Source organism: Glutamicibacter halophytocola (assembly GCF_001302565.1).
GTDB classification, from domain to species: domain Bacteria; phylum Actinomycetota; class Actinomycetes; order Actinomycetales; family Micrococcaceae; genus Glutamicibacter; species Glutamicibacter halophytocola.
On the sequence record NZ_CP012750.1, the window covers coordinates 760409 to 784069 of the forward strand.

Genomic DNA, 23661 nt, shown 5'->3' on the forward strand with positions numbered 1-23661 from the left:
GAAATGTTAGTACGATGTGCCCTGCACCCAGAAGCTGGGTACGATCAAGAAACGTGAGCCATCTCATTGAGTCGGTCGGTGGGTGCTCACCTTGGTTTGAACTGAAGTGAAAGGTGCAGCGCCGATGCTATCCGAGGAAACAATCACGGCCATTGCCGATGAGCTGGTCCAGGCCGGCCAAACGCGAACTCCGGTGCCGCGTCTCACCGCGCGCTACCCGGAAATGATCGTAGAAGACTCCTACCGCGTGCAAAACCTCTGGCGCCAGCGCTCCGAGGCCGCCGGCCGGGTACTGGTGGGCCGCAAAATCGGGTTGACCTCGCGGGCCATGCAGATGGCCACCGGCATCACCGAACCTGACTACGGAATCATTTTTGACGACATGGTCCACGACTCCGGGGCCACATTCAACTTCTCCGAATTCACCGGTGCCCGCGTGGAAATGGAACTGGCTTTCAAGCTCAAGAAGGACATCGAAGGCCCCCGCGCCAACATTTTTGATGTGCTGGAAGCTACCGAATACGTGATTCCCGCCCTCGAAATTCTCGATGCCCGCATCGAGATGGAAGGGCGCACCATCGTGGACACGATCAGCGACAACGCCGCCATGGGCGCCATGGTCATTGGCGGCAACCCCGTGAAGCCCGACGCCGTGGACCTGCGCTGGGTTTCGGGCATCTTGTTCAAGAACCAGACAGTGGAAGAAACGGGCGTGGCTGCCGGCGTGCTGAATCATCCCGCCGCCGGCGTGTACTGGCTGGCCAACAAGATCGCCCCGCATGGCGACAAGCTCAAGGCAGGAGAACTGATCCTTGCCGGATCCTTCACCCGCCCAATGTGGGTGGACGCCAACGACACTGTTTTTGCCGACTACGGACCGCTGGGAACTGTGACATGCCATTTCGAGTAGAACCGGATCCATCGCTCAAGGATGCGCTGAAAGATGCCTCCCGCCCGCTGGCCGGCATCTGGGTGTGCTCCGCCTCGCCCTTGATTGCCGAAATTTGCGCCGGAGCCGGATTCGATTGGGTTTTCATCGACGCCGAGCATTCTCCGAACGACCTGCAGAACATCCTGGCGCAGCTCCAAGCCGTGCGCAGCTACCCTGTGGTGCCAGTGGTGCGCCCGGCGGTCAACGACCCGGTTGTCATCAAGCAGTTCCTGGATCTCGGCGCGCAGTCGCTGATTATTCCCATGGTTAATGATGCGCAACAGGCCTCAGCGGCTGTGGCTGCCTGCCAGTATCCGCCAAAGGGGGTGCGCGGTGTCGGCTCGGCGCTGGCACGTTCGGCACGCTGGAACCGCATTGACGGCTACCTGGCCCGTGCCGATGAAACCATCACCCTGATGGTGCAGATCGAAGCCGATGAAGCCGTGCGCAACGTCCAGGAAATTGTCGAAACCGACGGCGTCGACGGAATTTTCATCGGGCCTTCCGACCTGGCAGCCTCGATGGGTGTCATCGGCCAGCAAAACCACCCCGACGTGGTGGCGGCGGTGATCACGTCCATCAACGCCGCGAAGGCCGCGGGCAAATACGCAGGGGTCAATGCCTTCGACCAGAACAGCGCCCGCAAGTACATGGATGCGGGAGCTGATTTTGTCGGAGTCGGCGCAGATGTGGCGTTGCTGGCCCGTGCCACCGAGGCGCTGGCCGCGAGCTTCAATTCCGGAGAACAGGCACCAGCACCGAAGAGCTACTAAAGCGCTGGTTCTGGGCAATCGCCCAGGGCAAGGTTGCGCGTCGAAGGGCACAGGGCGCGCTGAATGGTGGCAACATTGACAGTGATGAGTCGCGAAAAGAAACCCATGAAGGCCGTGATGTTGCGTCTGCGCATCGGCTGGCCAATGCCCCTGGCGTTGCAGGGCGTGTTCGAGATCCTGCAATCGGTCGTGTTCTGCCTGGCCTTGATCATGCTGCCCTTGGTCGCTGTGTACTTCAGCGGCGGGTTCCTGGAAGATTCCTTCAACATCATCTTGCAGTTTGCCGGATTTGCCTGGCTGCTGATTCATGGGGTCCCGGTGGAGTTGCTGAACCTCGGGCCGGAAGCCGACCCGGCGTCCGTCTCCGGGTGGGTCACGCTCATTCCGCTGGGACTGTCGCTATTGCCGTTCCTGTTCTGCCTGCGTGCCGGGCGGCGCATTGCCCGCGCCTCCTACACCGACCAGTTGTGGCAGGGGCTGCTCGGCGCCTTCATCGCCTATGGCGGCATCGGCGCTGCGGTGGGTTCCTTGTCCAATAACAGCTACGGGCGAGTCAACGTGCTGGCCGCAACGCTCATCCCGCTGGTCATTGCGGCGCTGGGGCTGATCATCGGAGCGCGACGCGAGGCAGGGTCCTGGGCCCGGCTCTTCGGCGTCGACATGGCCGCCTATATCCAGCGGATTTCCCCGCACCGCCGCTGGGCCGGATCCTATGTCTGGCACGTGATCGTGGCCGGGTTCCTGGGCTATGTCGCTGCCGTTGGCATCAGCGGCCTGCTGCTGACCATCAATCTGGGATTGCACTGGACCGAAGTCGCCAACGTCTACCAGGAACTGCGGCCGGGGCCGATTGGCTCGGCCGCGCTGACCCTGGTGCAGCTGTCCCTGATTCCCAACGCGGTCTTCTGGGTCCTGTCCTGGATTAGCGGTGGCGGATTCACCCTTGGCACCGGGAGCACCCTGTCGACGCTGGAAACCACCGTCGGCCCGCTGCCTTCGATTCCCATGCTGGCTTCGCTTCCGACGGGCGAGATGTCCCATCAGTGGCTGTTCCTGCTTTTGCCGGTGGCTGCGGGCATCATGGCCGGCTGGTACTTCTTGCGCGGGGGAGAGAACCACCTGGAAGATTGGTTCGCCCGCCGCATCCCGTTCAACATGCTCTCCCTGGGTCTTTCAACGGCCTGCCTGGCGCTGTTCACCGGTATTGTCGCCGCTGCCCTGAGCCTGATTGGCTCGTGGCTGGCCTCCGGCTCGCTGGCTATTGGCCGGCTGGTCGACCTTGGCCCCAACCTCTGGCTCACCGCCGGCGCCCTGGTCTTGCAAGTTGGCGTGGGCACTGCCATCGGCTACCTGATTGCTCCGCTATTTGAAACCGACCCGGTACTTGAGGGGTAGCGTCGTCGAACGTCGACTCGAACAGGCTCCGGCGGACCATATTCAGTTGGCGCTGGAATCCAAATCCCACAAATGATGCACAAAATCGTGCCACGCATACTGGTTCAAGGACTCCACGGTAAACGCCGAGCCATTCGAGCGCAGTCCACGCCGCGAATAGGACGCCTCATCGATGCTGCCTAAATTCTGCGCATACTTTGTTGCCGCATCCCGAAGCCGCGTGACGACGTCACCAGGCTCAAGCGCGTTGTAATTGCCTTCGGCCGCGGCTTGGTCCTGATCCCAATTGGGGAAGGTGGGGGCATCGTGCTGGAGCATCAGATCCAGCCGGCCATTCATGATCTCCAGCATCTGCGCCACGTGAGCGGCGTACTCTTGATCGCTCCATCGCGCGGGGCTGGTCCTCACGCGCGCTTGCGGCCTGGACAGTGCGGACACATAGCGTTCCACGCCATCTGGCAATTGCCCGATGACGTCTGCGGGAGTTACCGCGCGGACGTCGTATCGGCACTGCGGGCAAACCGATTCCAGGACAAAGGTCCAATTCTTCTGATCCGGAACAATTTCGCTCATGAGCTCATCTTCCTCCGTGCCCGGAGGCCTTGCCAGTTTGCGACTGGGGCAAGCAACAATCTGGTGCCGAATGAATAACTAGCCGCCGCGAACCGTAGAATTGAGCCCATGCGCATTGTGGTTTTGGTTTCAGGCACCGGTTCTAATCTCCAGGCAGTCATCGACGCGGTGCAGGCCGGCGAACTGCCCAACGTCGAGATCGCGGCTGTCGGCGCCGACAAGCACGATACCTTCGGCGTGGAACGTTCGGCCCAGGCCGGAATCGAAACCTTTGTGGTGAACTTCAAGGACTACGAGGATCGCAAGGACTGGAACCACGCGCTGACCGAAAAGTGCCTTTCCTACGCGCCGGACTATGTGGTGTCCTCCGGCTTCATGCGCATCGTCGGCGAAGAATTCATCAATGCCTTCGATGGAACCTATATCAACACCCACCCGGCCCTGCTTCCGTCCTTCCCGGGCGCCCACGGAGTGCGCGATGCGCTGGCCTATGGCGTGAAGGTCACCGGATGCACCGTGCACATTGCCGATGCCGGCGTGGACACCGGGCCGATCCTGCGCCAGGAAGCGGTGGCCATTGACGATGATGACACCGAAGAGACCCTGCATGAGCGGATCAAGGTGGTGGAGCGCCGCCTGCTGATTGCCACCCTCGCGGATCTGGCACAGGGCAAGTAGCCTTCCCGCTCGTCTTGGCGCCGGAGGGTGAGCCGCCAAGGTGCGTAAAATTGATGTCGAGATGACTGAGCAAACACCCCAGGCCGAAACGGCTGCACCCACCGAACTGTTCACCGACGCGGAACTGGCCACCGCGCTGAAGGTCCTGTCGGTGGTGCACCAGCTGGATTCCGATGACCAGCGCCATATCGCGGTGCGCCGTGCAACCAGCAACATGTTCAAAGCCGCCAAGCGCTACCGCAAGTCGCAGAAGCGCGCCGAAATCAGCGCCGCGGACCGTGCGCTGATCGAAAGCACCGCCACCGGTTCGCCGCAGCGCCTGGATGATGAAACCCTGGGCCTGGACCTGAGCACGCCAACCCAGGGCGAGAGCGCCGGAGAATTCCGCAAGCCCCGTGGCTGCTACATCTGCAAGCAGCGCTACACCACCGTGGATGCCTTCCACCACTACCTCTGCCCAGACTGCGCGGCGGCCGGACGCGATCGCCGCGAGGCCCGTGCCGACCTGAGCGGCAAGCGCGCGCTGCTCACCGGCGGACGCGCAAAAATCGGGATGCATATTGCCCTGCGCCTGTTGCGCGACGGGGCGCACACCACCATCACCACGCGCTTTCCCAAGGACGCGGCCCGGCGCTTCGCCTCCATCGAGGACAGCGGGCAATGGCTGCATCGGTTGCGGATTGTCGGCATCGACCTGCGCGACCCGGCACAGGTGATCTCATTGGCGGATCGTGTGGCCGCCGAAGGCCCGCTGGATATCCTGATCAACAACGCCGCCCAGACCGTGCGGCGCACCACCAACTCCTACCAGCACCTGATCGAATCCGAGCAGCAGCCGCTGAGCCGCGAATTGCTCGCAAGCCATGGCGGCCCGGAACTCTGGGGCGAAGCCAACCCGCCCGCCGAGCATCCCAAGGCCCTGGCCACCGCGTTCAGGCTGGAGGACTCCGCGCTGCTGGCTCCGGCACCGCTGGGCAGCTACGACGCACAGAAGCTGGCCGAACTGGCCATGAAAGCCGGATCGGCCTCGCTTCAACGAATTGCCGCAGGCACCGCCATCGATGCCGGCGGACTGGTCCCCGACGTGGTCACCGAAAATTCCTGGACCCAAATTCTGGGCGACGTGGATGCCCTGGAAATGCTTGAAGTGCAGCTGTGCAATGTCACCGCGCCCTTCCTGCTGGCTTCCCGCTTGCGCCCTGCGCTGGCCGCCAGCGATGCACGGCGCAAGTACATCGTGAACGTCTCGGCCATGGAAGGCCAGTTCTCCCGCCGCTACAAGGGCGCCGGGCACCCGCACACCAATATGGCCAAAGCCTCGCTGAATATGCTCACCCGCACCAGCGCCGAAGAAATGCTGTCAACCGACCGCATCCTGATGAGTGCGGTGGACACCGGCTGGATCACCGACGAACGCCCGCATGACTCCAAGGTCCGCATGGTCGCCGAAGGATGGCACGCACCGCTGGACCTGATCGACGGGGCGGCGCGGGTCTACCAGCCAATTGTCGACGGGGAACGCGGAATCGATCTGTACGGCTGCTTCCTCAAGGACTACGAACCTTCGCCCTGGTAAGCCGCTGATTCACGGTTCTTCGCCCATTTCTGCCAGGATCCCGCGCAGGTTGCGCAGGGCATAGTGCTCCCGGGACTTCACCGTGCCTTCGGGAATGTCCAGGTCATGGGCTGCCTGGGCCACCGTGGAACCGAAAAAGTGCAAATGCAGCACGACGAGCCGATGCTCGGCGCTCAGGCGCATCAGCGCCTGCTGCATCAGCAGCCGGTCCAGAACCTGGACATTGCCATCCTCGGCTCCGGCAGCTGCGGGATCCGCATCGCCCAGCAGGTCGGCATGAATGCGCGCCGCGGCCCGGCGATGCTCATCGATGATGACATGCCGCGCCGTTGCAAACAGGTACCCGCGCAGCGACCCGGTGATTTCCGGTGCGGCCTTCCAAACTTTCAGCACGGTTTCCTGCACCACGTCATCGGCTTCTTCCCGGCTGCAGTACCCGCGCAACGCGAAGCGGCGCAGGGCATCTGCATGCTCGCGGTAGATCTCGGACACCAGCTGGGCATCCTGGGGCGCCTTGGCTCCGCCCGGTCGTGGCCGGGGCAAGGCACTAGGTCCTGGAGAACACGCCAGGGTGGCCGGTGATTCTTCCATGGCCCAAGTATGGGCAAGATTCTTTCCCGGCGGTGAACCTGGCGGGGATTCCCTGCGTCCTACAAGGTAGGGGCTGAATGCCCACGCTTGAGGTGGGTCCAGCTTTCGAGAGGGGATCGGATCATGGGTATCAAGAATGGCACAAAATGCGCGGCCGGGGTGGCCGCGCTGTTCGGCGCCGCGTTGCTGCTGGCAGGCTGCTCAGGCGATGGCGGTTCGGAGGGCGGAACCGGCGGCATGTATGGAGGAGGCGGGGAAAGCACCAGCCAAGCCCCTCAGGAATCATCCTCAGGGGTGGATCTTGGGGTGGCGGCAACAGAATTGGGCGACGTTGTGGTGGATTCGCAGGGGATGACCCTATACTTCTTCACCAAGGATGAGCCAAACACCACGACCAGCGCCTGCACCGGGGATTGCCTGGCCAAGTGGCCGATTGCCACCACCACGAGCGATGACCCGACGCTGGAGGGGGTTTCCGGCGAGGTGAACGTCATCGAAAGCCCCGACGGGCAAAAGCAGCTGACGCTCAACGGCATGCCGCTATACACCTTCGCCCAGGACGCCAAGCCCGGGGATACCTCCGGACAGGGTGTGGGCGGGGTCTGGTACGCGGTGGCCCCGGACGGCACCATGATCCAGTAGGCAGCGAGTTATATCCAAGGGAAAGAACGGGGCCAGGATCGGCACGCAGCCGCGTGCCGATCCTGGCCCCTCATGCCTGCGGGCTACTGCGCCAGGCTGAAGCGCAGGGTGCGCACCTCGAAGGGGCCCAGCGCCAACGGCAGCGAGCCGTCGGCGAGGCCGATCGCGCCGTCATCCAACGGATCCTCGAGCAGGCTCGCCGCAGTCGCTGTGGCCACCGGGACGTTGAGCTGCAGCTCGCCGCGGGCACGGCGGCCCAGCGACTCGTAGACTCGCACCAGCAGATCGCCGGAACGGTCAGCGGCCAGCTTCACGCTGGAAACCACCAGCCCCTCGCCGGTGATCCTCGCCAAAGGAGCCACGGGCCGGGAACCGCTGATGGTGCGCTCGGCGCTGTTCAGCAAGGCTCCGGCCTTGGTCACCGCGGCAACATCCGCGCCAACGACCAGGCCATAGCGGTGGGTCTGCAGTCCCTGGTCCGTTTGCGGATCGGGGAAGCGCGGAGCACGCAGCAAGGACAGGCGCATCGTTGTGGTGACCTGGGCGTCCTTGGCGTCGCGGGTGACGTCAAAACCGTAAATGGAATCATTGATCACCCCGACCCCGAAGCCGGGTTCCTCAGCCAGGGCGAAACGGTGCATGGAGGTCTCGAACTTCGCGGCCTCCCAGCTGGTGTTCACGTGGGTCACGCGCTTGTGATAGCCGAATTGGGTTTCGGCGGCAATCTGCTCGGCGCGCACATCCAGCGGGAAGGCCACCTTGAGGAACTTCTCTGCCTCGTGCCAATCGGTGCTCTGGAAGATCTGCACGGTGCGCTCGCCGGGAGCCAACGACACTTCCTGCACCACGGCGGACTTGGAGAAGCTGCGGCGGATGGTGATGACCTGGCTGCCGTCCTCGCGCGAGGCCAGCTCCAATGAGTCGCAATCGCGCAGATCGGTGACCTGGTTGCGGTAATACTTGTCCACGTCCCAGGCATCCCACATATTCGGGAAGTCCTGGTGCAGCTGCAAGAGGTTGGCTTCCTGGCCCGGCGCGATGGCCTCGCGTCCCGTCGCCAAATCCACCGCCGAGGTGATCAGGCCCTGGGCATTAATCACCACGCGGATCACGCCGTTATCGAGGACATAGCCGCCGTCGGCGGCAGTTGCCTGTACCTGGGATGTGGGCCTGGAGTCCAGCGCCTTGGCTTCGCCAAAGGCCAGCGTGTTGCGGGTGAATGCTGCCGAGTTGAAGGTGATGGGCGCGGATCCGGTACCGGCCAGCCGTTGCTGGGCTTCATGGATCAGCTGCTCGGCTTGCTCGACGACCCGGGCGTAGCGTGCCACGACCTCCCGGTGCACCCATGCGATGGACGTGCCGGGCAGGATGTCATGGAACTGGTGCAGGAGCACGGTTTCCCAGAGCTCGTCCAGCTGCTCGTAGGGGTACTCGGCGCCGGTGTATGCGGCGGCGGTGGCGGCCCACAATTCGGCTTCCACCAGCAATTGCTCGGTGCGGCGGTTCCCTTGCTTCGTCTGGTGCTGGCTGGTCAGCGTGGCACGGTGCAGTTCCAGGTAGAGCTCGCCCACCCAGACCGGGGGATTCGGAAGCTCCGCTTTGGCCCGGTCGAAGAAATCGTTGGGGTGTTCCCAGCGCACCTGGGCGCTGCCTTCGAGGTTGGCCAGGCGCTTGGCCTTCCCGGTCATCTCGCGTGTGGTGCCGCCTCCGCCATCGCCCCACCCCACCGGGGCGATGGAATTATTGGCGACGCGTGCTTCACGGAATTGGCGGGATGCCTTGGCCACTTCCTCGCCGGAAAGCTGCGAATTGTAGGTGTCCATGGAAGGGAAATGGCTGAAGATGCGCGAGCCGTCGATGCCTTCCCAATCGAAGGAGTGATGCGGGAACTTGTTCTGCTGGTTCCATGAGATCTTCTGGGTGAAGAACCACTCGAAGCCGGCGCGGCGCATCAGCTGCGGCAGGGCAGGGGAGTAGCCAAAGGAATCGGGCAGCCACACGCCCTTGGAGGCCATCCCGAATTCGTCGCGGAAGAACTTCTGGCCGTACAGGAATTGGCGAACCAGCGATTCGCCGGAGGGCATCACGGTATCGGACTCGACCCACATGCCGCCCAGGGGCAGGAAGCGCTCGTCGGCAACAGCCTGCTTGACCCGGTCCCACACCTCGGGGCGGTGGGTCTTCAGCCACTTGTACTGCTGGGCGCTGGACATGCCGTAGAGGAATTCGGGTTCATCGCCGAGCAGCTCAACCATGGACGAGCAGGTGCGCGAAACCTTGCGGATGGTTTCACGCAGCGGCCACAACCACGCGGAGTCGATATGCGAGTGCCCGATCGCCGAGATCTGGTGCGCGCTGTGCTCGGCGGGTGCGGATAGCACCCCGGCGAGTTCGCCGCGGGCCCGCTGCGCCGTGCCGGTGATGTCTTGCAGGTCCAGAACATCCAGGGCGTTATCCAGGGCCTGGAGAATCTGCATCTTCCGGGGGCCTTGGGACAACTGCTCCTGAAGGTCCAGCAGCACTTCGAGATCCAGTGCCAGGTCATGGACGGCTGATTCGAAGACTGCCAGATCCATGCGGCGAGTGGTGTAGAGCTTGCGGCTCGAGGAGGTGAGAATATCGCCCTGCTCTGTTGGCAGGAACGGGTGGTGGTCCAGCAGCACCGGATTGGATGCGGCTTCAAGGTACAAATCGACCACTTCATCGCCAGCGGCAGATTCCGCGATCGGCACCCACTGGTTGCGCGGGTTCAGCGCCTTGATGGTGATGCCGTCCGGGCGATAGACCAGTCCCTCGCATTGGAAGCCGGTCATGTTCACATCGAAGCCGAGGTCGATGACTGCTTCGACGCGGCGCCCAGCCCAGCTGGCGGGAACCGTGCCCTGCAGGTGGAACCACGTGGTGCCCCACGCGGCACCCCATGGGGTGCCCACCTGTGTTGGCGAGAATTCCAGGGCCAGCCCTTCGCCCGGGGTGACTGGTTCGCCGGGAAGCTCATGCCACGACACCTTCAGGGGAACCGACTGGGAGTAGATGGCAGGCAGGACACGCTCCTGCAGTACTCGTTTGACTCGACCGGTGGTCAGTGAGGTGTCGTCGTGCATTGCTGCCTTTCCCAGGGTGCTACCCCGAAAATCAACGGGGTGGTTCTCTGCCAGACTACCCAAAATCACTGATGAAACAGCTATTTATTCGAAGAGTGGGGAAAGTTTTCTGGCAAATGGCTTGGGATCGTAGCCGGCACTTTCCGTTTCTGGAAAAATCGCCATGGCTTGGAATACGCCAATCAGGCAATCGACCCAAGGTCCTTGCACCGGCAGAGCGATATCAGCATGCCGTCCGGGATCCGAATTGGAAGGCTCAAAGATCTAATGCGCCCAGATGCTTTGCAACGACGCGAGACGATTCTCCGTGCAACTCGGGAGCTCTTCGCCCAGCATGGCGCCACCATTGCAATGGACCTCATTGCCCAGCACAGCAATGTGGGCATCGGAACTCTCTACCGCAACTTCGCTTCTCGGGCCGAACTGATTGAAGAAGTCACCGTCACGACCCTGCAAGAAATTCTGGATGCCGCCATCAGCGCCGAGTCGAACTTGCATGGGGAACCCCAGGCCTGGACCGATTTCCTGGAGAACCTGGTCAAGCTGAATCTCGGCGCGTTGAGCGAAGCGCTCGGGGCCGCCTTGCCATCGGCGTTGAGCGAGCGGGTGCTGCTGGTGCAACGGGAATGCGCTCAAGCGGTGAGCCGGGTCCTCGAACTGGCCAAGGGCCACGATCTGGTGCGTGAAGATCTCGATGGAGTCGAGCTGGTAACCGCCATCGGCGCGGCCACCCGACCCTTGCCACGGCCCTTCAAGGATCAAGCCCCTCAGCTTCAGGAAAGACTGGTTCAGCTCATGCTGGACGGCTTTAAGCCAAAAGCCGTGACGGTTCTCGCATAAAACAGGGAGAGCGCAAATCGGCCAGAGCTGGGCTGCTGGCCTGCCGACCGCTTCAGTGCCAGTGCTGGAACAGATCGGGCAGTCGCCCGATCAGCTCATCCCAGTTTTCCCGCAACCACCGAAAACGATGGCGCTTTTTGGCTCCTTGTCGGGTCATCGCGCCCGCACCAGATTGGCGTAGGGCAGTTTGCTGAAGTTGGCGTGAAAATTCTCGTGGTACGCCGCCAACGCGGCATTCAGCTCTTCAGCGGGCAGCTCTTTCCAGGCGATCAAGAGCTTTGCAGAACCAGCCAGCTGCCAGATCAACCGGCCATCCCAATGTCCCGGCGGTTTCCCTTGCCCGAAATCGACAAATTCCTGGATCTGCCGGCGCAAGCCGCGGTTTCCCTGGCTCCCGGGGCCAGCCTTGCCGATATACAGGACCTCGCTGCCATCGACCCATTCGCTCGCCAGCTGGTCAGGCTTGAGCGACGGATTTTTCTTCTTGAATGTGCCAGCGGTGCTGCAGTTGAGGAACCGAGGCTCAAAGCCTTTGGGCGCCAGAACGGCGAATATCCCTTGGCGCTGCGGGATGCGATTGATTTCCAGCGAGGCGATGGAGCGGAAGGCAGTGAATCCGTCGTTTTTGAGGTGCTTCTGGTCAAAGGTCATTGATTGTTCCCGTCGCTGTGCCTCGCCATGCTTACCGCCAAAGATGCTGCGACGATCTATCTGCTGAAGAGGTGTAGTCCTCCAATTGTATGGGCGACAGGACACTGTGGCCGCTTTGCGCCGCGGCAGCCTAGCCCAGTTCCCGGCCCCTGGTCTCGGGGGCGAACTTGGCCATGAAAATCACGGCGATGATGACCAGAACCGTTGCTCCGGCAAAGAGCCCGGGCAAGCCAATCACCGGCCACAGCGCGGCAAAGAGCAGCGGGCCGAAGCCTGCAGCAAAGCGCGACATGGTCGACGCCCAGCCGAATCCGCTAGCCCGCAGCTTGGTCGGATACAGCTCGGAAACGTAGGCATACAGCACCGGGATGGCCACCTGGACGATAACGCCGAAGACCAATACCCATCCCACGGCCGCCGAGGGAACCTGCAAGTTCAGCGCCACCAGGATCAGCACAATTGCTGAGAGCGGGGCCGAGATCGCCAAGAGCCATTTGCGGCCCACGCGTTCCACCAGCAAGGCCGCGGCCGCCACGCCAACCAAGCCCATCAGCGCCATGACAGCGGTGGCGAAGAAGGAGGCCGACTGGGCCATGCCGGCCTCGGTGAGAATTGAGGGCAGCCACGTCAGCGCCAGGTAGTACACCAGCAGCACGGTGACAAACAGCAGCCAGCTGGTCGCGGTGATTTTCCAGGAGTAGCGCCAGAGCGCCACAACCTGCTCCCACCAGCGCGCCGGGCGCTCGGCGGCAGGCTGCTCGATGATGTACTCGCGCGGCGTGGCGCCGGTGCGCTCGACCAGCTGGTCAATGACGGCACGCGCGTGCGCCTCTCGTCCCTTGGCCGCCAGATACAACGGGGATTCAGGCACGGAACGCCGGACCAGGAACACCATGAACGCCGGAAGGATCATCACGGCCAGGATCAGCCGCCAGTTATCGGCGGTGGCCATGACCCAGCCCGAGACGAAAAAGGACAGCGCAGCGCCAATCGGCCACCACCCGTCCATGGCGGTAAGAACCCGCCCGCGCAACTTGGCTGGCGTGAATTCGCCGACCAATGCATAGTCCACCGGAATGCAGCCGCCCAGCCCGACGCCGGCGAGGAAGCGGAATGCGACGAAGAACCCGAAATTCGGAGACAGCGCGCCCAAGACGGTGAACACCGCGAACATCAGCAGAGTCATGCTGAAGGCGTTTTTTCGACCGAACCTGTCCGCGATGCCGCCCCACAAGAAGGCGCCCACGGCCATGCCCACCAGGTTGGAGGTGCCCAGCAGCGCCGCGGTGGGACGTTCCAGGCCCCATTCCTGGGCAACCAGCGGGATCAAGGCCCCGTTCAATGTCACATCCCAGGCATCGAACATGAACCCCAGGCCGCCAATGATGAAAATGGCGCCTTGGACCTTCCACTTGAAGGGTAGTTCTTGCACGATGGTCGTGCCCGAGGGCGGGAGTGCAGAAGACACGGTGCGGCGCCTTTCTCAGTGCGAGCAAAAGTGAGTGTGTACCGCGTCGAAGCATAGCCGAAAACCATTTCAGGTCCGTAGCTCTCTACGCTTCTTTGCTGGCCACGTCAAGACCTGTTGTCAGCGCGGGGGAGGGAGTAATCTCTGGGCATGGGAGTAGATTGGGCCGCTCTCGAAGAGGCGATACGGGTGACCGCCCTTCGGCACGCGGCGGAAGTGATTGCTGGACACCCGGACCAAGACTTCTATGCCATTGCCCTGCACGGGGTCAGCACGGAGGAAAGCGAGAGCATCGCGATGCCGCTGCTCGCGCTGAACTCAGTACAGGCTCTCGAAAGAGACCGTGCCACGGCATCCCGCGAAGAATTGGTGGAACGCGGCGAGGACGCCGATGAACCAGCCGATTACGAGGACCGCCCGGATGCCCGGGTGGATAGCCCGTTGGAATCCGAAGAAGTCACATTGGAAGAAAACTCCATTGTGATTTCCGACGCTGACGACGAGGACCTCGACGACGAAGATCAAGAGGGCGTCGAAGAAGACGATCTTGACCAGGTTCTTGCCTCGCTCGAAGAAGGCCTGGAGGCCGATGACGCCGAAAGCTTCTACTCGGATAAGTGGGAGCCGAGCGATTGGCACTGGTCAGCTATTGATTTATGCGAGGACCCGGCGGCAACGCTGTGGTCCGATGCGATGACCGGCCTTGCTTCACGCGAGGGGTGGGAACCGACCATCAAGCGCTACTACGGCACGCTGGTGGCCGTGGCCAAGGCACTGCGCGAAGAGCTCCAGCAGCGCACCCCCGCTGATCTTGTTTGCTACGTCGCCGATGAGGACCATGCCGAGAAGCTCTTGCGGCTTTGCCTGACTGACCAGCAGCTTTCCAAGTATTTCCCGCAGCTCTCCGCGCTCGTTGAAGGGGAATGACACGAACTGAAAAATCGGGCAAGGACTTGGCTAGAATGAGGGCGGTGGCCTGTGTGCTGCCCGCCCCATTCATTCTCACCGCCGGGAGAAAAATTTCGTGAGTAAGACCGTCCTGGACAAAGTCGCCATCCGCCGCGCACTGATTTCCGTCTACGACAAGACCGGCCTGGAGGAGCTGGCCGCCGGACTGCACGCTGCAGGCGTCCAGCTGGTATCCACCGGTTCCACCGCCAAGAAGATCGCCGCTGCTGGAATTCCGGTGACCGAGGTTGAGCAGGTGACCGGTTCGCCTGAAATGCTCGACGGCCGCGTCAAGACCCTGCACCCGCGCATCCACGGTGGCATCCTTGCAGACCGCCGCGTTTCCGAGCACATGGACACCCTGTCCTCGATGGACATCGAGCAGATCGACCTGGTGGTCGTCAACCTCTACCCCTTCGTGCAGACCGTTGTTTCCGGCGCATCCCAGGATGAAGTTGTCGAGCAGATCGACATTGGCGGCCCAGCCATGGTCCGCTCGGCTGCCAAGAACCACGCAGCGGTATCGATCGTTGTCGACCCGGCCTTCTACCCGCAGGTGATCTCCGCAGCTGCTGATGGCGGCTTCGACTTGAAGACCCGCCAGCGTCTTGCTGCCAAGGCCTATGCCCACACCGCAGCCTATGACACCGCGGTGGCTTCGTGGACCGCCAGCCAGTTCCTGGACGAAGATGGCGACGGCGTCATCGACTGGCCAGCCTACGCAGGCGTCGCCTTGCAGCGTTCGGCCGTGCTGCGCTACGGCGAAAACCCGCACCAGCAGGCAGCGCTCTACGTTGACGAAGCGGCGCCAGCCGGCATCGCCCAGGCTGACCAGCTGCACGGCAAGCCAATGAGCTACAACAACTACGTTGATGCCGACGCTGCATTGCGTGCCGCTTTCGATTTCGAGAAGCCGGCGGTGGCTGTGGTGAAGCACGCCAACCCCTGCGGCGTTGCCGTGGCTTCCGACGATGCTGCCGATCCGATTGCCGACGCGCACCGCAAGGCGCACGCTACCGACCCTGTCTCCGCTTTTGGCGGCGTGATTGCCGCTAACCGCACGGTGACCAAGGAAATGGCCGAGACCGTCAAGGGCATCTTCACCGAGGTCGTTATCGCACCGGACTTCGAAGCTGAAGCCGTCGAGATCCTTTCGGCAAAGAAGAACATCCGCTTGCTGGCGATGCCAGAAGGCTATGACCGGAACAAGAACGAGTTCCGCCAGGTTTCCGGCGGCATGCTGGTGCAGGCAGGCGACAAGATCGACGCCGAAGGCGACAAGCCAGAGACCTGGACCCTTGCTGCGGGCGAGGCTGCTGACGCGGCAACCCTTGCTGACTTGGAGTTCGCATGGAGCGCGGTGCGCGCAGCGAAGTCCAACGCCATCTTGCTGGCCAGCAATGGCGCAGCGGTCGGCATTGGCATGGGCCAGGTCAACCGCATCGATTCCTGCAAGCTTGCCGTTGAGCGTGCTAACACCCTCGGTGTGAAGGTCGAGTCGGGCGCGGATGCTGCCGGCGGTGCCGAGAATGCTGACGGAGCTGCTTCGGAGCAGCGTGCTGTGGGCTCCGTGGCTGCCTCGGATGCCTTCTTCCCATTTGCTGATGGCCTGCAGATCCTGATCGATGCCGGCGTGAAGGCTGTTGTGCAGCCTGGCGGTTCGGTGCGCGATGAGGAAGTCATCGCTGCTGCGAACGAAGCCGGCATCACGATGTACTTCACCGGTGCACGCCACTTCTTCCACTAGGAAGTAACAGCGGTTCGCCATAAAGGCCCAGGCTCTGATTCCTAAAGGATTCGGAGCCTGGGCCTTTTGCTTCGGAAAGCATCATATTTCTAGCGCAGGGGCCTCCTGCGTTTGATCAGCAACAAGGCAATACCGATACCTGCACCAATCGAGATGAGCCCAAGCCAAGAATACGGATGCGGTTGCATGATCCAGGCCCACGGAAAGTACTCTCCGGATTTGCTGCGGGCGAAGGCCGAACAGAATGCAACGTAGGCGACGGGCACTACCGTTGCAGTTGCGCCCATTCCGAACAATATTCCCACAAGCCAGAATGCCATCAGGGTCGCTAGATCCCTAACAAAAACGAGGGTTGGGAATTGCCCGCCCCCGGCCAGGGCGACAGCCAGCGCGCAGACAACGGACGCAATGACCAGCATTGCGCCTGCGAACCCCATAGAATGCGCCCAAATATTGCGCACTGACGAGAGCATCCAGCGGCAATGGGATCCATGAATGCTCGCACCGAGGATGATGCTAAGCACTAAGGCCGGAACGACCGGAGCGGGCATTTGCGTAGGCATGAATAAAGAACCCAAAAAGGGTATTGCAATAAATTGTTGGCCAAAGACTCCGGCCGCTGCACCGCAAAGTACTGCGCTGACCATGCATAGAACAATTCCCCGGGTACGCAAGGCCAGAATCATTTAGAGCCCTTCGGCAATTGCGGAACTTCGCATCGTGAAAGTTGTTCATAGGTAGTCAGAGCCCAATCTTGCTGCTGCCGCGGTGACATGCTTCTGAGCTTCTGATTGCTGGATTCGGTATCAATACCCAGTACCGATCTAAGCGCGTACGCCGTGCTCCAATCCTGCAATACTTCAAATGCCGCGTATTGCTTGTCGTAATCGTCGTTGTCGCACAAGTGGTTGAGGACTTCCGCCGAGTAGGAGCTCGCAGCAGCGTAAACGACTTGATCATCGGTGTACCAAGGTTCAAATGACGTGACCAATACGCCGGTTTGGACCACTTTGGCATCATCATTGCGTTCCGCGGTGACTCTGTCTGCTTCGGGGAAACCTAAGTCAGAGAAGATTCTTACGCTTTGCGCCACCAACTCACTTCGGTCACCTCCAAAGCGCTGGACCTCGTTGAGACAAACCTTGGGACGGTGGCCCGTGCATGTGAAATCTTCAGCTGCATCGTTGACTACCGGAGTGCCATCAAGGGGGCTAGATATCGAAAGTCCAGCCACTAGCGCGAACACAATAAATGAGTATCCCAAAGCATACTTGCCCTTGCTTGCCCGACCGGAAATTTTCTTTTTCGCCAAAGGGTTGCTATTTCCAGCCAACGCCAAAAAACCAATTGAGATGAGCGACGAAAATACGATCAGCGTCCACACCGCACGATAATCCAACGATTGAGCAGCCATGCAGCAACCGTTTAGAGTCATGCCGGCTAGATAATGAGCAGGGAAATAATCTGATGTTCCGGTAAACGCAAGGAAAAGATAACTCAACACCAGCGCCAACGGAACTGCGAATCGTCCAGGTAGCCACTGCCCAAGCAAGTAGCCAAAGGCTGAATGGGCAAGAATTGCCAACAGATAGCCGACGACTACGAGCCAGAGTTTCGGCTCAAATAGTTGCCCTGATGGGACTAGCAGATAGACAACGATAACAATCTGAATCACAGACGCGGCCAAGAAAGTTGGCCATAGCCTGTCAAAAATGCGTGCTGAGTAGCCGCGCGACGAAAGTTCAAGAACTCCTCGGCTACTTCTTTCTCGGCTGGACTCTAGCGAGGAACCGATCGAGGCCAGAAGGCAAGAGAATAACAGTGTGGTTGATGCTCCTGAAACTGCGGCGGGACCGTTGCCTAGGACGGAATCCATATCCGTATAGCTGGACAAATAGACGAGAGCTACAATCAAGAAGATTGGCATCAGCCACAACGACGGACGTTTTTTCAGGGGGAGCATCAGCGTTCACCCATTACAAGCTGTCCGTAAGCCGCACGAATTCGATCACGCGGGTCAACGTGCTGGTCGCCGCCGAGCTGCATGAATTCAGAAACTGAGCCGTGGAATTTCTGTTGGCCTTGATCGAAAACTAATACCGAGTCGAAGGTTCCGTCTATGTCCTCGGTCTGATGAGTTGATACGAGAACAATCTTTTTCGGATCCATGCCCTGCAGAATTTTCTGGAATCTTTCACGCTGATTAGGATCCAATCCTGCCGTAGGCTCATCTAACAAGATGACAGAAGCATCGTGCGCCAACGCGCCGGCTAAACCGAGCCGCCTCTGCTGGCCGCCAGACAGCGCAGTTGCCTTATGCATTGCCATCTCAGTGAGACCGACTTGTTCCAGCGCAATAGGTGCGGCGGACTTGGCTTCTTTCCGACTGGCACCTTTGAGCCACGCCGAGTACCTAACATGTTCTTCCACCGAAAGACCTGCAACGGGCACAAAGTCTTGGGGCAACCAAGCTACGTGCTTGCGATACGCCCGAATGTTTGTAAACTGCACTGATCCTGCGCCATGCTTAAGCTCGACGATCCCGGTGTTAGCGTGCAGAGCAGTTGCCAGCAAGGATAAGAGTGTCGTTTTTCCTGCACCATTTGGTCCAAGGATAGCTGTCTTCCCTGAATTGAAAGCCATGCTCACCGCGTCGAGGAGCGGATCACCGCCAGTGTAGGAAAAAGACAGATTCGTGATTTTCAGTTTTTTCATTAGTACGTTTGCGTGACCTTTTTGGCAGTGAGCCTTACTCCGGAGGATAGGCCAGCAATTTTCTTGATTGTAAAGTGATAGGTGCTCTTTTTGCGGTCACCGAAGTTTACTGAACCGCATCCCTTGGTGGTCTTCGTAGAAACTGTTTTTGCCGGGAGGAGCGCGCCTCGATGATCTACCAGTGCTACGGTAATGCTTCCGACGCTTTTTGGCGTTCCCCAAGTTTCTGAGCAAGTTTTGAAAGTTGTTTTGGTTGCTACGGAATCAGTATTTTGGTCGTTCCAGCTACGAGACGAAAATCCGGTGAGAGCGTTGGTGATGGATGAACTCCATGATCCTTCGGCCAATGACGGTGCCGCGGGGATGATAACCAGCCCAGCAATTAGTGTGGTTACTAGTGAGAGTTTTCCTCTAAATTTCATCATATATCCCGTATTTTCTAGTTGCAGCCCCCACCGCACGTCAAGAAACTATAAACGGTGTGCAGTAAAATCTTAAATCAGAGGCATTTTAAACCAGTTATCGTAACGATCTAATCTGGTTTGATTTCATGTATCTCTTTGTCTAATGCGAGTAACGGCCGCATCGACTTCAGTGTTTTCTGAGTCAATAGGGAGGGGTGGTTATGCGGATTTTCAGGACTGCGACAATACCTGCATCCGGATCGAGTAACGCAAGGAATGGCAGATGAATTCTACTTTGAGCGCGTCTACCTGGGAGGGGTGAAGTTTGCGAAACATAAAATTGTTCAACAACATCTTGCCAAGGTTGTTCAACAACCTGTAATGTCTTGTGCGTTACATTGATTCTGTGACAGCTGTCACCACTATCGCATTGGAACGTCACCATGGCACTTCCTGAGTCAAAGACTGAAATGAGCCCCAAGGCGCGGCGCACCGCCCTGCTGGGAGCGATGTTCTTGATGGCCACCAGCGCCATCGGTCCCGGGTTCATTACCCAGACCACCGAATTCACGGTACAAATCGGAGCAGCCTTCGCCTTCGCCATTGTCGTGTCGATCCTCGTTGATATCGCGGTGCAGCTGAACGTCTGGCGCGTCATTGGCGTTACCGGGATGCGCGCCCAGGAACTTGGCAATAAGGTTCTGCCCGGCGTGGGCTGGTTCTTGGCAGTCCTTGTATTCATCGGAGGCATGGTCTTCAACATCGGCAACATCGCCGGTACCGGACTTGGCGTCAACGCCATGCTCGGCGTGGATGCCAAGATTGGCGGAGCGATCTCGGCTGTCGTCGCAATCCTGATCTTCCTGTCCAAGAAAGCCGGAATGGCTTTGGACCGCATCGTCGTGCTGCTCGGTGCCATCATGATCCTCTTGATGATGTACGTAGCAATCGTGGCCGCCCCACCTGTTGGCGAAGCCCTGCGCAACGTGGTCCTGCCTGAGAAGATCGACTTCCTGATTATCACCACCCTGATCGGTGGCACCGTTGGCGGCTACATCACCTACGCTGGCGCCCACCGCATGATTGATTCGGGCACCAGCGGCATTGAGCACGTCAAATCAATTTCCAACATTTCGATCCTGGCCATCATTGTCACCGGCGTCATGCGAGTGCTCTTGTTCCTGGCGATCCTCGGCGTTGTTGCCGGCGGCGTGGTTCTGGCCAGCGACAACAAGGCGGCCGAAGCCTTCGGCCACGCCGCAGGCGACATCGGCATTCGCGCCTTCGGCATCATCCTCTGGGCAGCGGCCCTGACGAGCGTTATCGGCGCGGCCTACACCTCGGTCTCCTTTATTACCAAGCGAAGCACCTCGGAACGCACCCGCAATTTGATCACCGTCGCCTTCATCGCGGTCTGCGGCGTCATCTACCTGTTCCTGGGCAAGGCGCCAGCCACCCTGCTGATCTTCGCCGGCGCATTCAACGGCTTGATCCTGCCTGTCGGTTTCGCAGTTCTTCTATGGGTAGCCTGGCGACGCAGGGACCTCATGAGCGGCTACCAGTATCCGAAGGTCCTGCTGCTCGTGGGCGTGCTGGCTTGGCTGCTGAGCGTGTTCCTCGGATGGAACTCGTTGACCGGCCTGGCCGCGCTCTGGCGGGCCTAAGGCGGCAAGAGAATGGAAAACATCAAAGACCTGGACTTGGGCCAACGAGCCGCATTGTCCCCGAAGCAAGCGCGAGAGTTTTTTCGCAAAGGCCAAGTGCTTCCCACGGCGGGAATCAGCGCCGGGTATGCGCAGGCGAACTTGATGATCGTGCCGCGAGAGCTGGCATTTGATGTTCTGCTCTTCGCCCAGCGCAATCCCAAGTCCTGCCCGGTGCTGGGTGTGCTTGAAGCAGGGGAAGTGTCCAGCGAGCTGCTTGCTTCAGGGGACATCAGAACCGATGTTCCGAAGTACGTGGTGTACGAAAATGGCGTCAAGGTTGCTGAACCCACCGACTTGACCGAGTATTGGCGCGAAGATTTGGTCACCTTCATCATCGGCTGCTCTTTCACCTTTGAGTCAGCCTTGATGGACAACGGAATCTCCGTCGCGCACATTGACCAGGGCGTCAACGTTCCCATGTATAAGACCACTACGCGGAGCACCACAGCCGGGGCTATCTCCGGTCCAATGGTGGTGTCGATGAGGCCCATACCCGCGTCGCAGGTAGCGGATGCCGTTCGGATCACCTCCCGGTATCCAGCAGTGCATGGGGCGCCGGTACATATCGGCAATCCGGAAGAGCTAGGAATTACTGATCTGTCGAAGCCAGACTTTGGCGATGCCGTCAACATCCCGGAAGGCAGCGTGCCAGTGTTCTGGGCCTGCGGCGTCACGCCGCAAGCTGCTGTCATGGAGTCAAAGCCGTCTCTGGCCATCGGCCACGCGCCCGGCCACATGCTGATCACCGACATCAAGGATTCGCAGTATCAAGTGCCATAGCTAAAAAGTGCTGCGGTGTTCGCCCCTTCCGGGAAGAACACCGCAGCACTCATTTAAACTGCAAGCCTTGCCTAGCGCTGATTAACCCAAGCTTCTACTTCGGCCAGGCGCTCTCGTTTCGCAGACTCATCTATGAATGATGATTCAAAGGAGTTGCGCGCCAACTGTGCCAATTGCTCGGTGCTGAAATTGAAAGTCTTCATCAGCGAAGCGAAGTTGGCGTCCATGTAGCCGCCGAAATACGCCGGATCATCGGAATGCACCGAAACTTTCAAGCCCGCTTCAAGCATGGATGGCAGCGGATGATCGGCCATCGTATCCACCGCGCGCAGCCGGATATTCGAGAGCGGGCAGACGGTCAGCGGCGTCTGTTCTGCAACGAGCCGCTGCACCAGCTTCTCATCGTCCAGGCAGCGAATGCCGTGATCCACGCGCTCCACCTTGAGCAGGTCCAGGGCCTGCCAAATGTAGTCTGCGGGGCCTTCTTCACCGGCATGGGCGACCACGTGCAAACCGCTTTCGCGGGCCAGGTCGAAAACTTCGACAAAGAGCTCTGGCGGGAAACTAAGCTCGGAGGAGTCCAGCCCGATGCCGTCGATATCGTGCTTCTCCGCAATCATCAGGCGCAGCAGTTCCAAGGCCTCGCTGGCCGGTGCATGGCGCCAGAAGCAGGCAATGAGCTTATGCGAGATTCCCCAGCGATCCTGCGCTTCGCCCAGTGCGTCACGAATTCCTGCGATGACATCGCGCAGGTCCATGCCGCGTTCAACATGGGCCTGGGGATCGAAGAACAATTCCACGTGGCGCACGCCTGAGGCGTGTGCACGCTGCAAATAGGCCATGGTGATTTCGTGGAAATCCTCGCGGGTGCGAAGCACCAGCACGTTGGCGTAGAACAGATCCAAGAACGACTGCAAATTGCTGAACTCATACTGTGCCCGCAGCTCGTCAATTGAGCTGTAGGGAAGTTCTATCGAGTGCTTTGCGGCCAGCGACATGATCATCTCGGGTTCCAGGGTTCCCTCGAGATGGATATGCAATTCGGCAACGGGCAAGTTCACGGGCGGAACCTTTCAGCAACGGCTATTGGGTGCGGGTTCACTGGACAAGGCAGGAACTCGCAAGATTGCCTTAAACCATACGCTGACAGGACAGGTGCTTGCAGGCCGGGGTTTCGAATCCGCAGCCAATGTATCAGGTGAACGCCGCTGGGAGCCCATCATGAGTGGCCCTTCGAGCAACTGGGCCATCGACAGGCAGCAAGAACGCCAAAAATCGCGAAAATTCAGAGAATGATGCCCTCTTGGCGCCATGCCGGCCATGCCCTTCTCGGCAACGGGCAACGAGGATGCACCGCAAGAAGCTAAACGTGCAGACTCTGAGTGACCGCATTATCGGTGAGACAGAAATCGCAAGACATCCGCTGTGGCACAGGGGGTGCTGGCGCTATTCTGCTGCCCTGTTGATGTGTTCGAGCAACTCTGCTTCAGCCTTGTCCAAGTATCCCCGCAGGGCCGTGGCCGCTTCATCGCGTTGGCCTTCACGCAGCAGTTCTACCAAGCGGGCATTTTGCTCCACATAGTGCGAGTGGAAATCCGGGGCATCGCTCATCGCATGGAAGACCAGACGCATCCGTGCCAGTACTCGGCCCATGAGTTCTTGGACCAAGCTGCTATCCGAGGAACGAACCAGTTGCTGGTGGAAGGCCTGATTGGCGCTGGCCATCCGAGGTATGTCCCCGGCGGCCAAGGCGGCGCGCGCTTCAACGATGATGGTGCCCAGCTGCTCCAAATCCAGTTCCGGGCCCCACGCCAGGCAGGCCGGCTCAATGGTGCGGCGCACGGCGTAGATTTCCCGCACATCATCAGCATCCGGCGACGCAACAAAAACCCCGCGGTTGGGGATTCTGGTGATGATCAGTTCACTGTCCAGCAGGGTGAAGCTTTCACGCAAGGTATTGCGCGAAAGCCCCAGCGACTCCGCCAAGGACTGCTCTGACAGCTTGTCTCCGGGCAACAACTCGCCTTCTGCGATTCGGGTGCGCAAAAGATTCGCGGCCCAAACACTGCTATGCGCATGGGGTGCTTTGGCCGGAAGCGCGGAGACACTGCTGCTGGAGTTCATTAGTCCAATTTATCC

21 protein-coding genes are annotated in these 23661 nt (G+C 60.2%); 11 read left to right on the plus strand and 10 right to left on the minus strand.

Annotated elements, in window-relative coordinates; translation table 11 throughout:
* Window positions 1–124: 124 nt before the first annotated feature.
* The 3 genes from hpaH (at window position 125) to AOZ07_RS03630 (ending at window position 3099) form a co-directional block, all read left to right on the plus strand.
* Window positions 125–910, plus strand: coding sequence for a 2-oxo-hept-4-ene-1,7-dioate hydratase (gene hpaH / locus AOZ07_RS03620; protein ID WP_060700749.1), 786 nt, complete (start codon window positions 125–127; stop codon window positions 908–910).
* Window positions 895–1704 carry an aldolase/citrate lyase family protein gene (locus AOZ07_RS03625; protein ID WP_060700750.1) on the plus strand — a complete coding sequence of 270 codons (810 nt, stop codon included), beginning with the start codon at window positions 895–897 and terminating at the stop codon, window positions 1702–1704. Before hpaH ends, AOZ07_RS03625 begins: the two co-directional genes overlap by 16 nt.
* Window positions 1705–1788: 84 nt before the next feature.
* Window positions 1789–3099 carry a cell division protein PerM gene (locus AOZ07_RS03630; protein WP_236995257.1) on the plus strand — a complete coding sequence of 437 codons (1311 nt, stop codon included), beginning with the start codon at window positions 1789–1791 and terminating at the stop codon, window positions 3097–3099.
* Between the two features lie 42 nt (window positions 3100–3141).
* Here the strand turns inward: AOZ07_RS03630 and AOZ07_RS03635 are convergent, their stop codons facing one another.
* Window positions 3142–3672 (minus strand): DinB family protein, encoded by a 531-nt coding sequence (locus tag AOZ07_RS03635; RefSeq protein WP_060700752.1) that lies wholly within the window; start codon window positions 3670–3672, stop codon window positions 3142–3144.
* 108 nt (window positions 3673–3780) lie between these two features.
* On the opposite strand from AOZ07_RS03635, the gene purN reads away from it, so the two are divergent.
* On the plus strand, window positions 3781–4350 hold the full coding sequence (gene purN, locus AOZ07_RS03640; RefSeq protein WP_060700753.1) for a phosphoribosylglycinamide formyltransferase: 570 nt from the start codon (window positions 3781–3783) through the stop codon (window positions 4348–4350).
* Window positions 4351–4411: 61 nt separating this feature from the next.
* Window positions 4412–5926 carry an SDR family NAD(P)-dependent oxidoreductase gene (locus AOZ07_RS03645; RefSeq protein ID WP_060700754.1) on the plus strand — a complete coding sequence of 505 codons (1515 nt, stop codon included), beginning with the start codon at window positions 4412–4414 and terminating at the stop codon, window positions 5924–5926.
* 9 nt (window positions 5927–5935) lie between these two features.
* Here the strand turns inward: AOZ07_RS03645 and AOZ07_RS03650 are convergent, their stop codons facing one another.
* The gene (locus AOZ07_RS03650) at window positions 5936–6517 is read right to left on the minus strand and encodes a sigma-70 family RNA polymerase sigma factor (RefSeq protein ID WP_084793119.1); all 582 of its coding nucleotides are present in this window, start codon (window positions 6515–6517) and stop codon (window positions 5936–5938) included.
* A gap of 123 nt (window positions 6518–6640) precedes the next feature.
* On the opposite strand from AOZ07_RS03650, the gene AOZ07_RS03655 reads away from it, so the two are divergent.
* On the plus strand, window positions 6641–7159 hold the full coding sequence (locus AOZ07_RS03655; protein ID WP_075972408.1) for a COG4315 family predicted lipoprotein: 519 nt from the start codon (window positions 6641–6643) through the stop codon (window positions 7157–7159).
* An 83-nt stretch (window positions 7160–7242) separates the two neighbouring features.
* Here the strand turns inward: AOZ07_RS03655 and AOZ07_RS03660 are convergent, their stop codons facing one another.
* Complete coding sequence (locus AOZ07_RS03660) at window positions 7243–10263, minus strand: alpha-mannosidase (RefSeq protein WP_060700756.1); 3021 nt, start codon at window positions 10261–10263, stop codon at window positions 7243–7245.
* 267 nt (window positions 10264–10530) lie between these two features.
* On the opposite strand from AOZ07_RS03660, the gene AOZ07_RS03665 reads away from it, so the two are divergent.
* A complete protein-coding gene (locus AOZ07_RS03665; RefSeq protein ID WP_060700757.1) occupies window positions 10531–11103 on the plus strand; it encodes a TetR/AcrR family transcriptional regulator in 573 nt (190 codons plus the stop codon).
* Window positions 11104–11256: 153 nt separating this feature from the next.
* Here the strand turns inward: AOZ07_RS03665 and AOZ07_RS03670 are convergent, their stop codons facing one another.
* Window positions 11257–11754: a hypothetical protein gene (locus AOZ07_RS03670; protein ID WP_060700758.1), complete on the minus strand. Its 498-nt coding sequence runs from the start codon at window positions 11752–11754 to the stop codon at window positions 11257–11259.
* A gap of 130 nt (window positions 11755–11884) precedes the next feature.
* On the minus strand, window positions 11885–13222 hold the full coding sequence (locus AOZ07_RS03675; RefSeq protein WP_060700759.1) for an MFS transporter: 1338 nt from the start codon (window positions 13220–13222) through the stop codon (window positions 11885–11887).
* 150 nt (window positions 13223–13372) lie between these two features.
* Here AOZ07_RS03675 and AOZ07_RS03680 point away from each other — a divergent pair, with 150 nt between their 5' ends.
* The gene (locus tag AOZ07_RS03680; protein ID WP_060700760.1) at window positions 13373–14149 is read left to right on the plus strand and encodes a hypothetical protein; all 777 of its coding nucleotides are present in this window, start codon (window positions 13373–13375) and stop codon (window positions 14147–14149) included.
* A 97-nt stretch (window positions 14150–14246) separates the two neighbouring features.
* Window positions 14247–15917, plus strand: coding sequence for a bifunctional phosphoribosylaminoimidazolecarboxamide formyltransferase/IMP cyclohydrolase (gene purH / locus AOZ07_RS03685; protein WP_060700761.1), 1671 nt, complete (start codon window positions 14247–14249; stop codon window positions 15915–15917).
* Window positions 15918–16006: 89 nt separating this feature from the next.
* On the opposite strand, the gene AOZ07_RS03690 is transcribed toward purH, so the two are convergent.
* The 3 genes from AOZ07_RS03690 to AOZ07_RS03700 are packed head-to-tail and all read right to left on the minus strand — an operon-like array spanning window position 16007 to window position 18632.
* Window positions 16007–16564: a hypothetical protein gene (locus AOZ07_RS03690; protein ID WP_060700762.1), complete on the minus strand. Its 558-nt coding sequence runs from the start codon at window positions 16562–16564 to the stop codon at window positions 16007–16009.
* A gap of 35 nt (window positions 16565–16599) precedes the next feature.
* Window positions 16600–17880 (minus strand): hypothetical protein, encoded by a 1281-nt coding sequence (locus tag AOZ07_RS03695; RefSeq protein WP_060700763.1) that lies wholly within the window; start codon window positions 17878–17880, stop codon window positions 16600–16602.
* Window positions 17880–18632: an ATP-binding cassette domain-containing protein gene (locus AOZ07_RS03700; RefSeq protein WP_060700764.1), complete on the minus strand. Its 753-nt coding sequence runs from the start codon at window positions 18630–18632 to the stop codon at window positions 17880–17882. Before AOZ07_RS03700 ends, AOZ07_RS03695 begins: the two co-directional genes overlap by 1 nt.
* A gap of 847 nt (window positions 18633–19479) precedes the next feature.
* Between AOZ07_RS03700 and AOZ07_RS03705 the strand changes: the two genes are divergently transcribed.
* Entirely contained in the window at window positions 19480–20700 is a 1221-nt protein-coding gene (locus tag AOZ07_RS03705) for an NRAMP family divalent metal transporter (RefSeq protein WP_060700765.1), read from the plus strand.
* A gap of 12 nt (window positions 20701–20712) precedes the next feature.
* Window positions 20713–21522: a putative hydro-lyase gene (locus AOZ07_RS03710; RefSeq protein ID WP_060700766.1), complete on the plus strand. Its 810-nt coding sequence runs from the start codon at window positions 20713–20715 to the stop codon at window positions 21520–21522.
* A gap of 71 nt (window positions 21523–21593) precedes the next feature.
* Here AOZ07_RS03710 and AOZ07_RS03715 read toward each other — a convergent pair whose 3' ends face one another.
* Together AOZ07_RS03715 and AOZ07_RS03720 are read right to left on the minus strand one after the other, a co-directional pair.
* Window positions 21594–22583: an adenosine deaminase gene (locus AOZ07_RS03715; RefSeq protein ID WP_060700767.1), complete on the minus strand. Its 990-nt coding sequence runs from the start codon at window positions 22581–22583 to the stop codon at window positions 21594–21596.
* Between the two features lie 385 nt (window positions 22584–22968).
* The gene (locus tag AOZ07_RS03720) at window positions 22969–23646 is read right to left on the minus strand and encodes a GntR family transcriptional regulator (RefSeq protein WP_060700768.1); all 678 of its coding nucleotides are present in this window, start codon (window positions 23644–23646) and stop codon (window positions 22969–22971) included.
* Window positions 23647–23661: the final 15 nt, after the last annotated feature.

Bases quoted from the DNA above. Each gene is read 5' to 3' on its own strand.
- hpaH (WP_060700749.1), top strand. From the start codon at position 125: ATGCTATCCGAGGAAACAATCACGGCCATTGCCGATGAGCTGGTCCAG.
- AOZ07_RS03625 (WP_060700750.1), top strand. From the start codon at position 895: ATGCCATTTCGAGTAGAACCGGATCCATCGCTCAAGGATGCGCTGAAA.
- AOZ07_RS03630 (WP_236995257.1), top strand. From the start codon at position 1,789: ATGAGTCGCGAAAAGAAACCCATGAAGGCCGTGATGTTGCGTCTGCGC.
- AOZ07_RS03635 (WP_060700752.1), bottom strand. From the start codon at position 3,672: ATGAGCGAAATTGTTCCGGATCAGAAGAATTGGACCTTTGTCCTGGAA.
- purN (WP_060700753.1), top strand. From the start codon at position 3,781: ATGCGCATTGTGGTTTTGGTTTCAGGCACCGGTTCTAATCTCCAGGCA.
- AOZ07_RS03645 (WP_060700754.1), top strand. From the start codon at position 4,412: ATGACTGAGCAAACACCCCAGGCCGAAACGGCTGCACCCACCGAACTG.
- AOZ07_RS03650 (WP_084793119.1), bottom strand. From the start codon at position 6,517: ATGGAAGAATCACCGGCCACCCTGGCGTGTTCTCCAGGACCTAGTGCC.
- AOZ07_RS03655 (WP_075972408.1), top strand. From the start codon at position 6,641: ATGGGTATCAAGAATGGCACAAAATGCGCGGCCGGGGTGGCCGCGCTG.
- AOZ07_RS03660 (WP_060700756.1), bottom strand. From the start codon at position 10,263: ATGCACGACGACACCTCACTGACCACCGGTCGAGTCAAACGAGTACTG.
- AOZ07_RS03665 (WP_060700757.1), top strand. From the start codon at position 10,531: ATGCGCCCAGATGCTTTGCAACGACGCGAGACGATTCTCCGTGCAACT.
- AOZ07_RS03670 (WP_060700758.1), bottom strand. From the start codon at position 11,754: ATGACCTTTGACCAGAAGCACCTCAAAAACGACGGATTCACTGCCTTC.
- AOZ07_RS03680 (WP_060700760.1), top strand. From the start codon at position 13,373: ATGGGAGTAGATTGGGCCGCTCTCGAAGAGGCGATACGGGTGACCGCC.
- AOZ07_RS03690 (WP_060700762.1), bottom strand. From the start codon at position 16,564: ATGGTCAGCGCAGTACTTTGCGGTGCAGCGGCCGGAGTCTTTGGCCAA.
- AOZ07_RS03695 (WP_060700763.1), bottom strand. From the start codon at position 17,880: ATGCTCCCCCTGAAAAAACGTCCGTCGTTGTGGCTGATGCCAATCTTC.
- AOZ07_RS03700 (WP_060700764.1), bottom strand. From the start codon at position 18,632: ATGAAAAAACTGAAAATCACGAATCTGTCTTTTTCCTACACTGGCGGT.
- AOZ07_RS03705 (WP_060700765.1), top strand. From the start codon at position 19,480: ATGGCACTTCCTGAGTCAAAGACTGAAATGAGCCCCAAGGCGCGGCGC.
- AOZ07_RS03710 (WP_060700766.1), top strand. From the start codon at position 20,713: ATGGAAAACATCAAAGACCTGGACTTGGGCCAACGAGCCGCATTGTCC.
- AOZ07_RS03720 (WP_060700768.1), bottom strand. From the start codon at position 23,646: ATGAACTCCAGCAGCAGTGTCTCCGCGCTTCCGGCCAAAGCACCCCAT.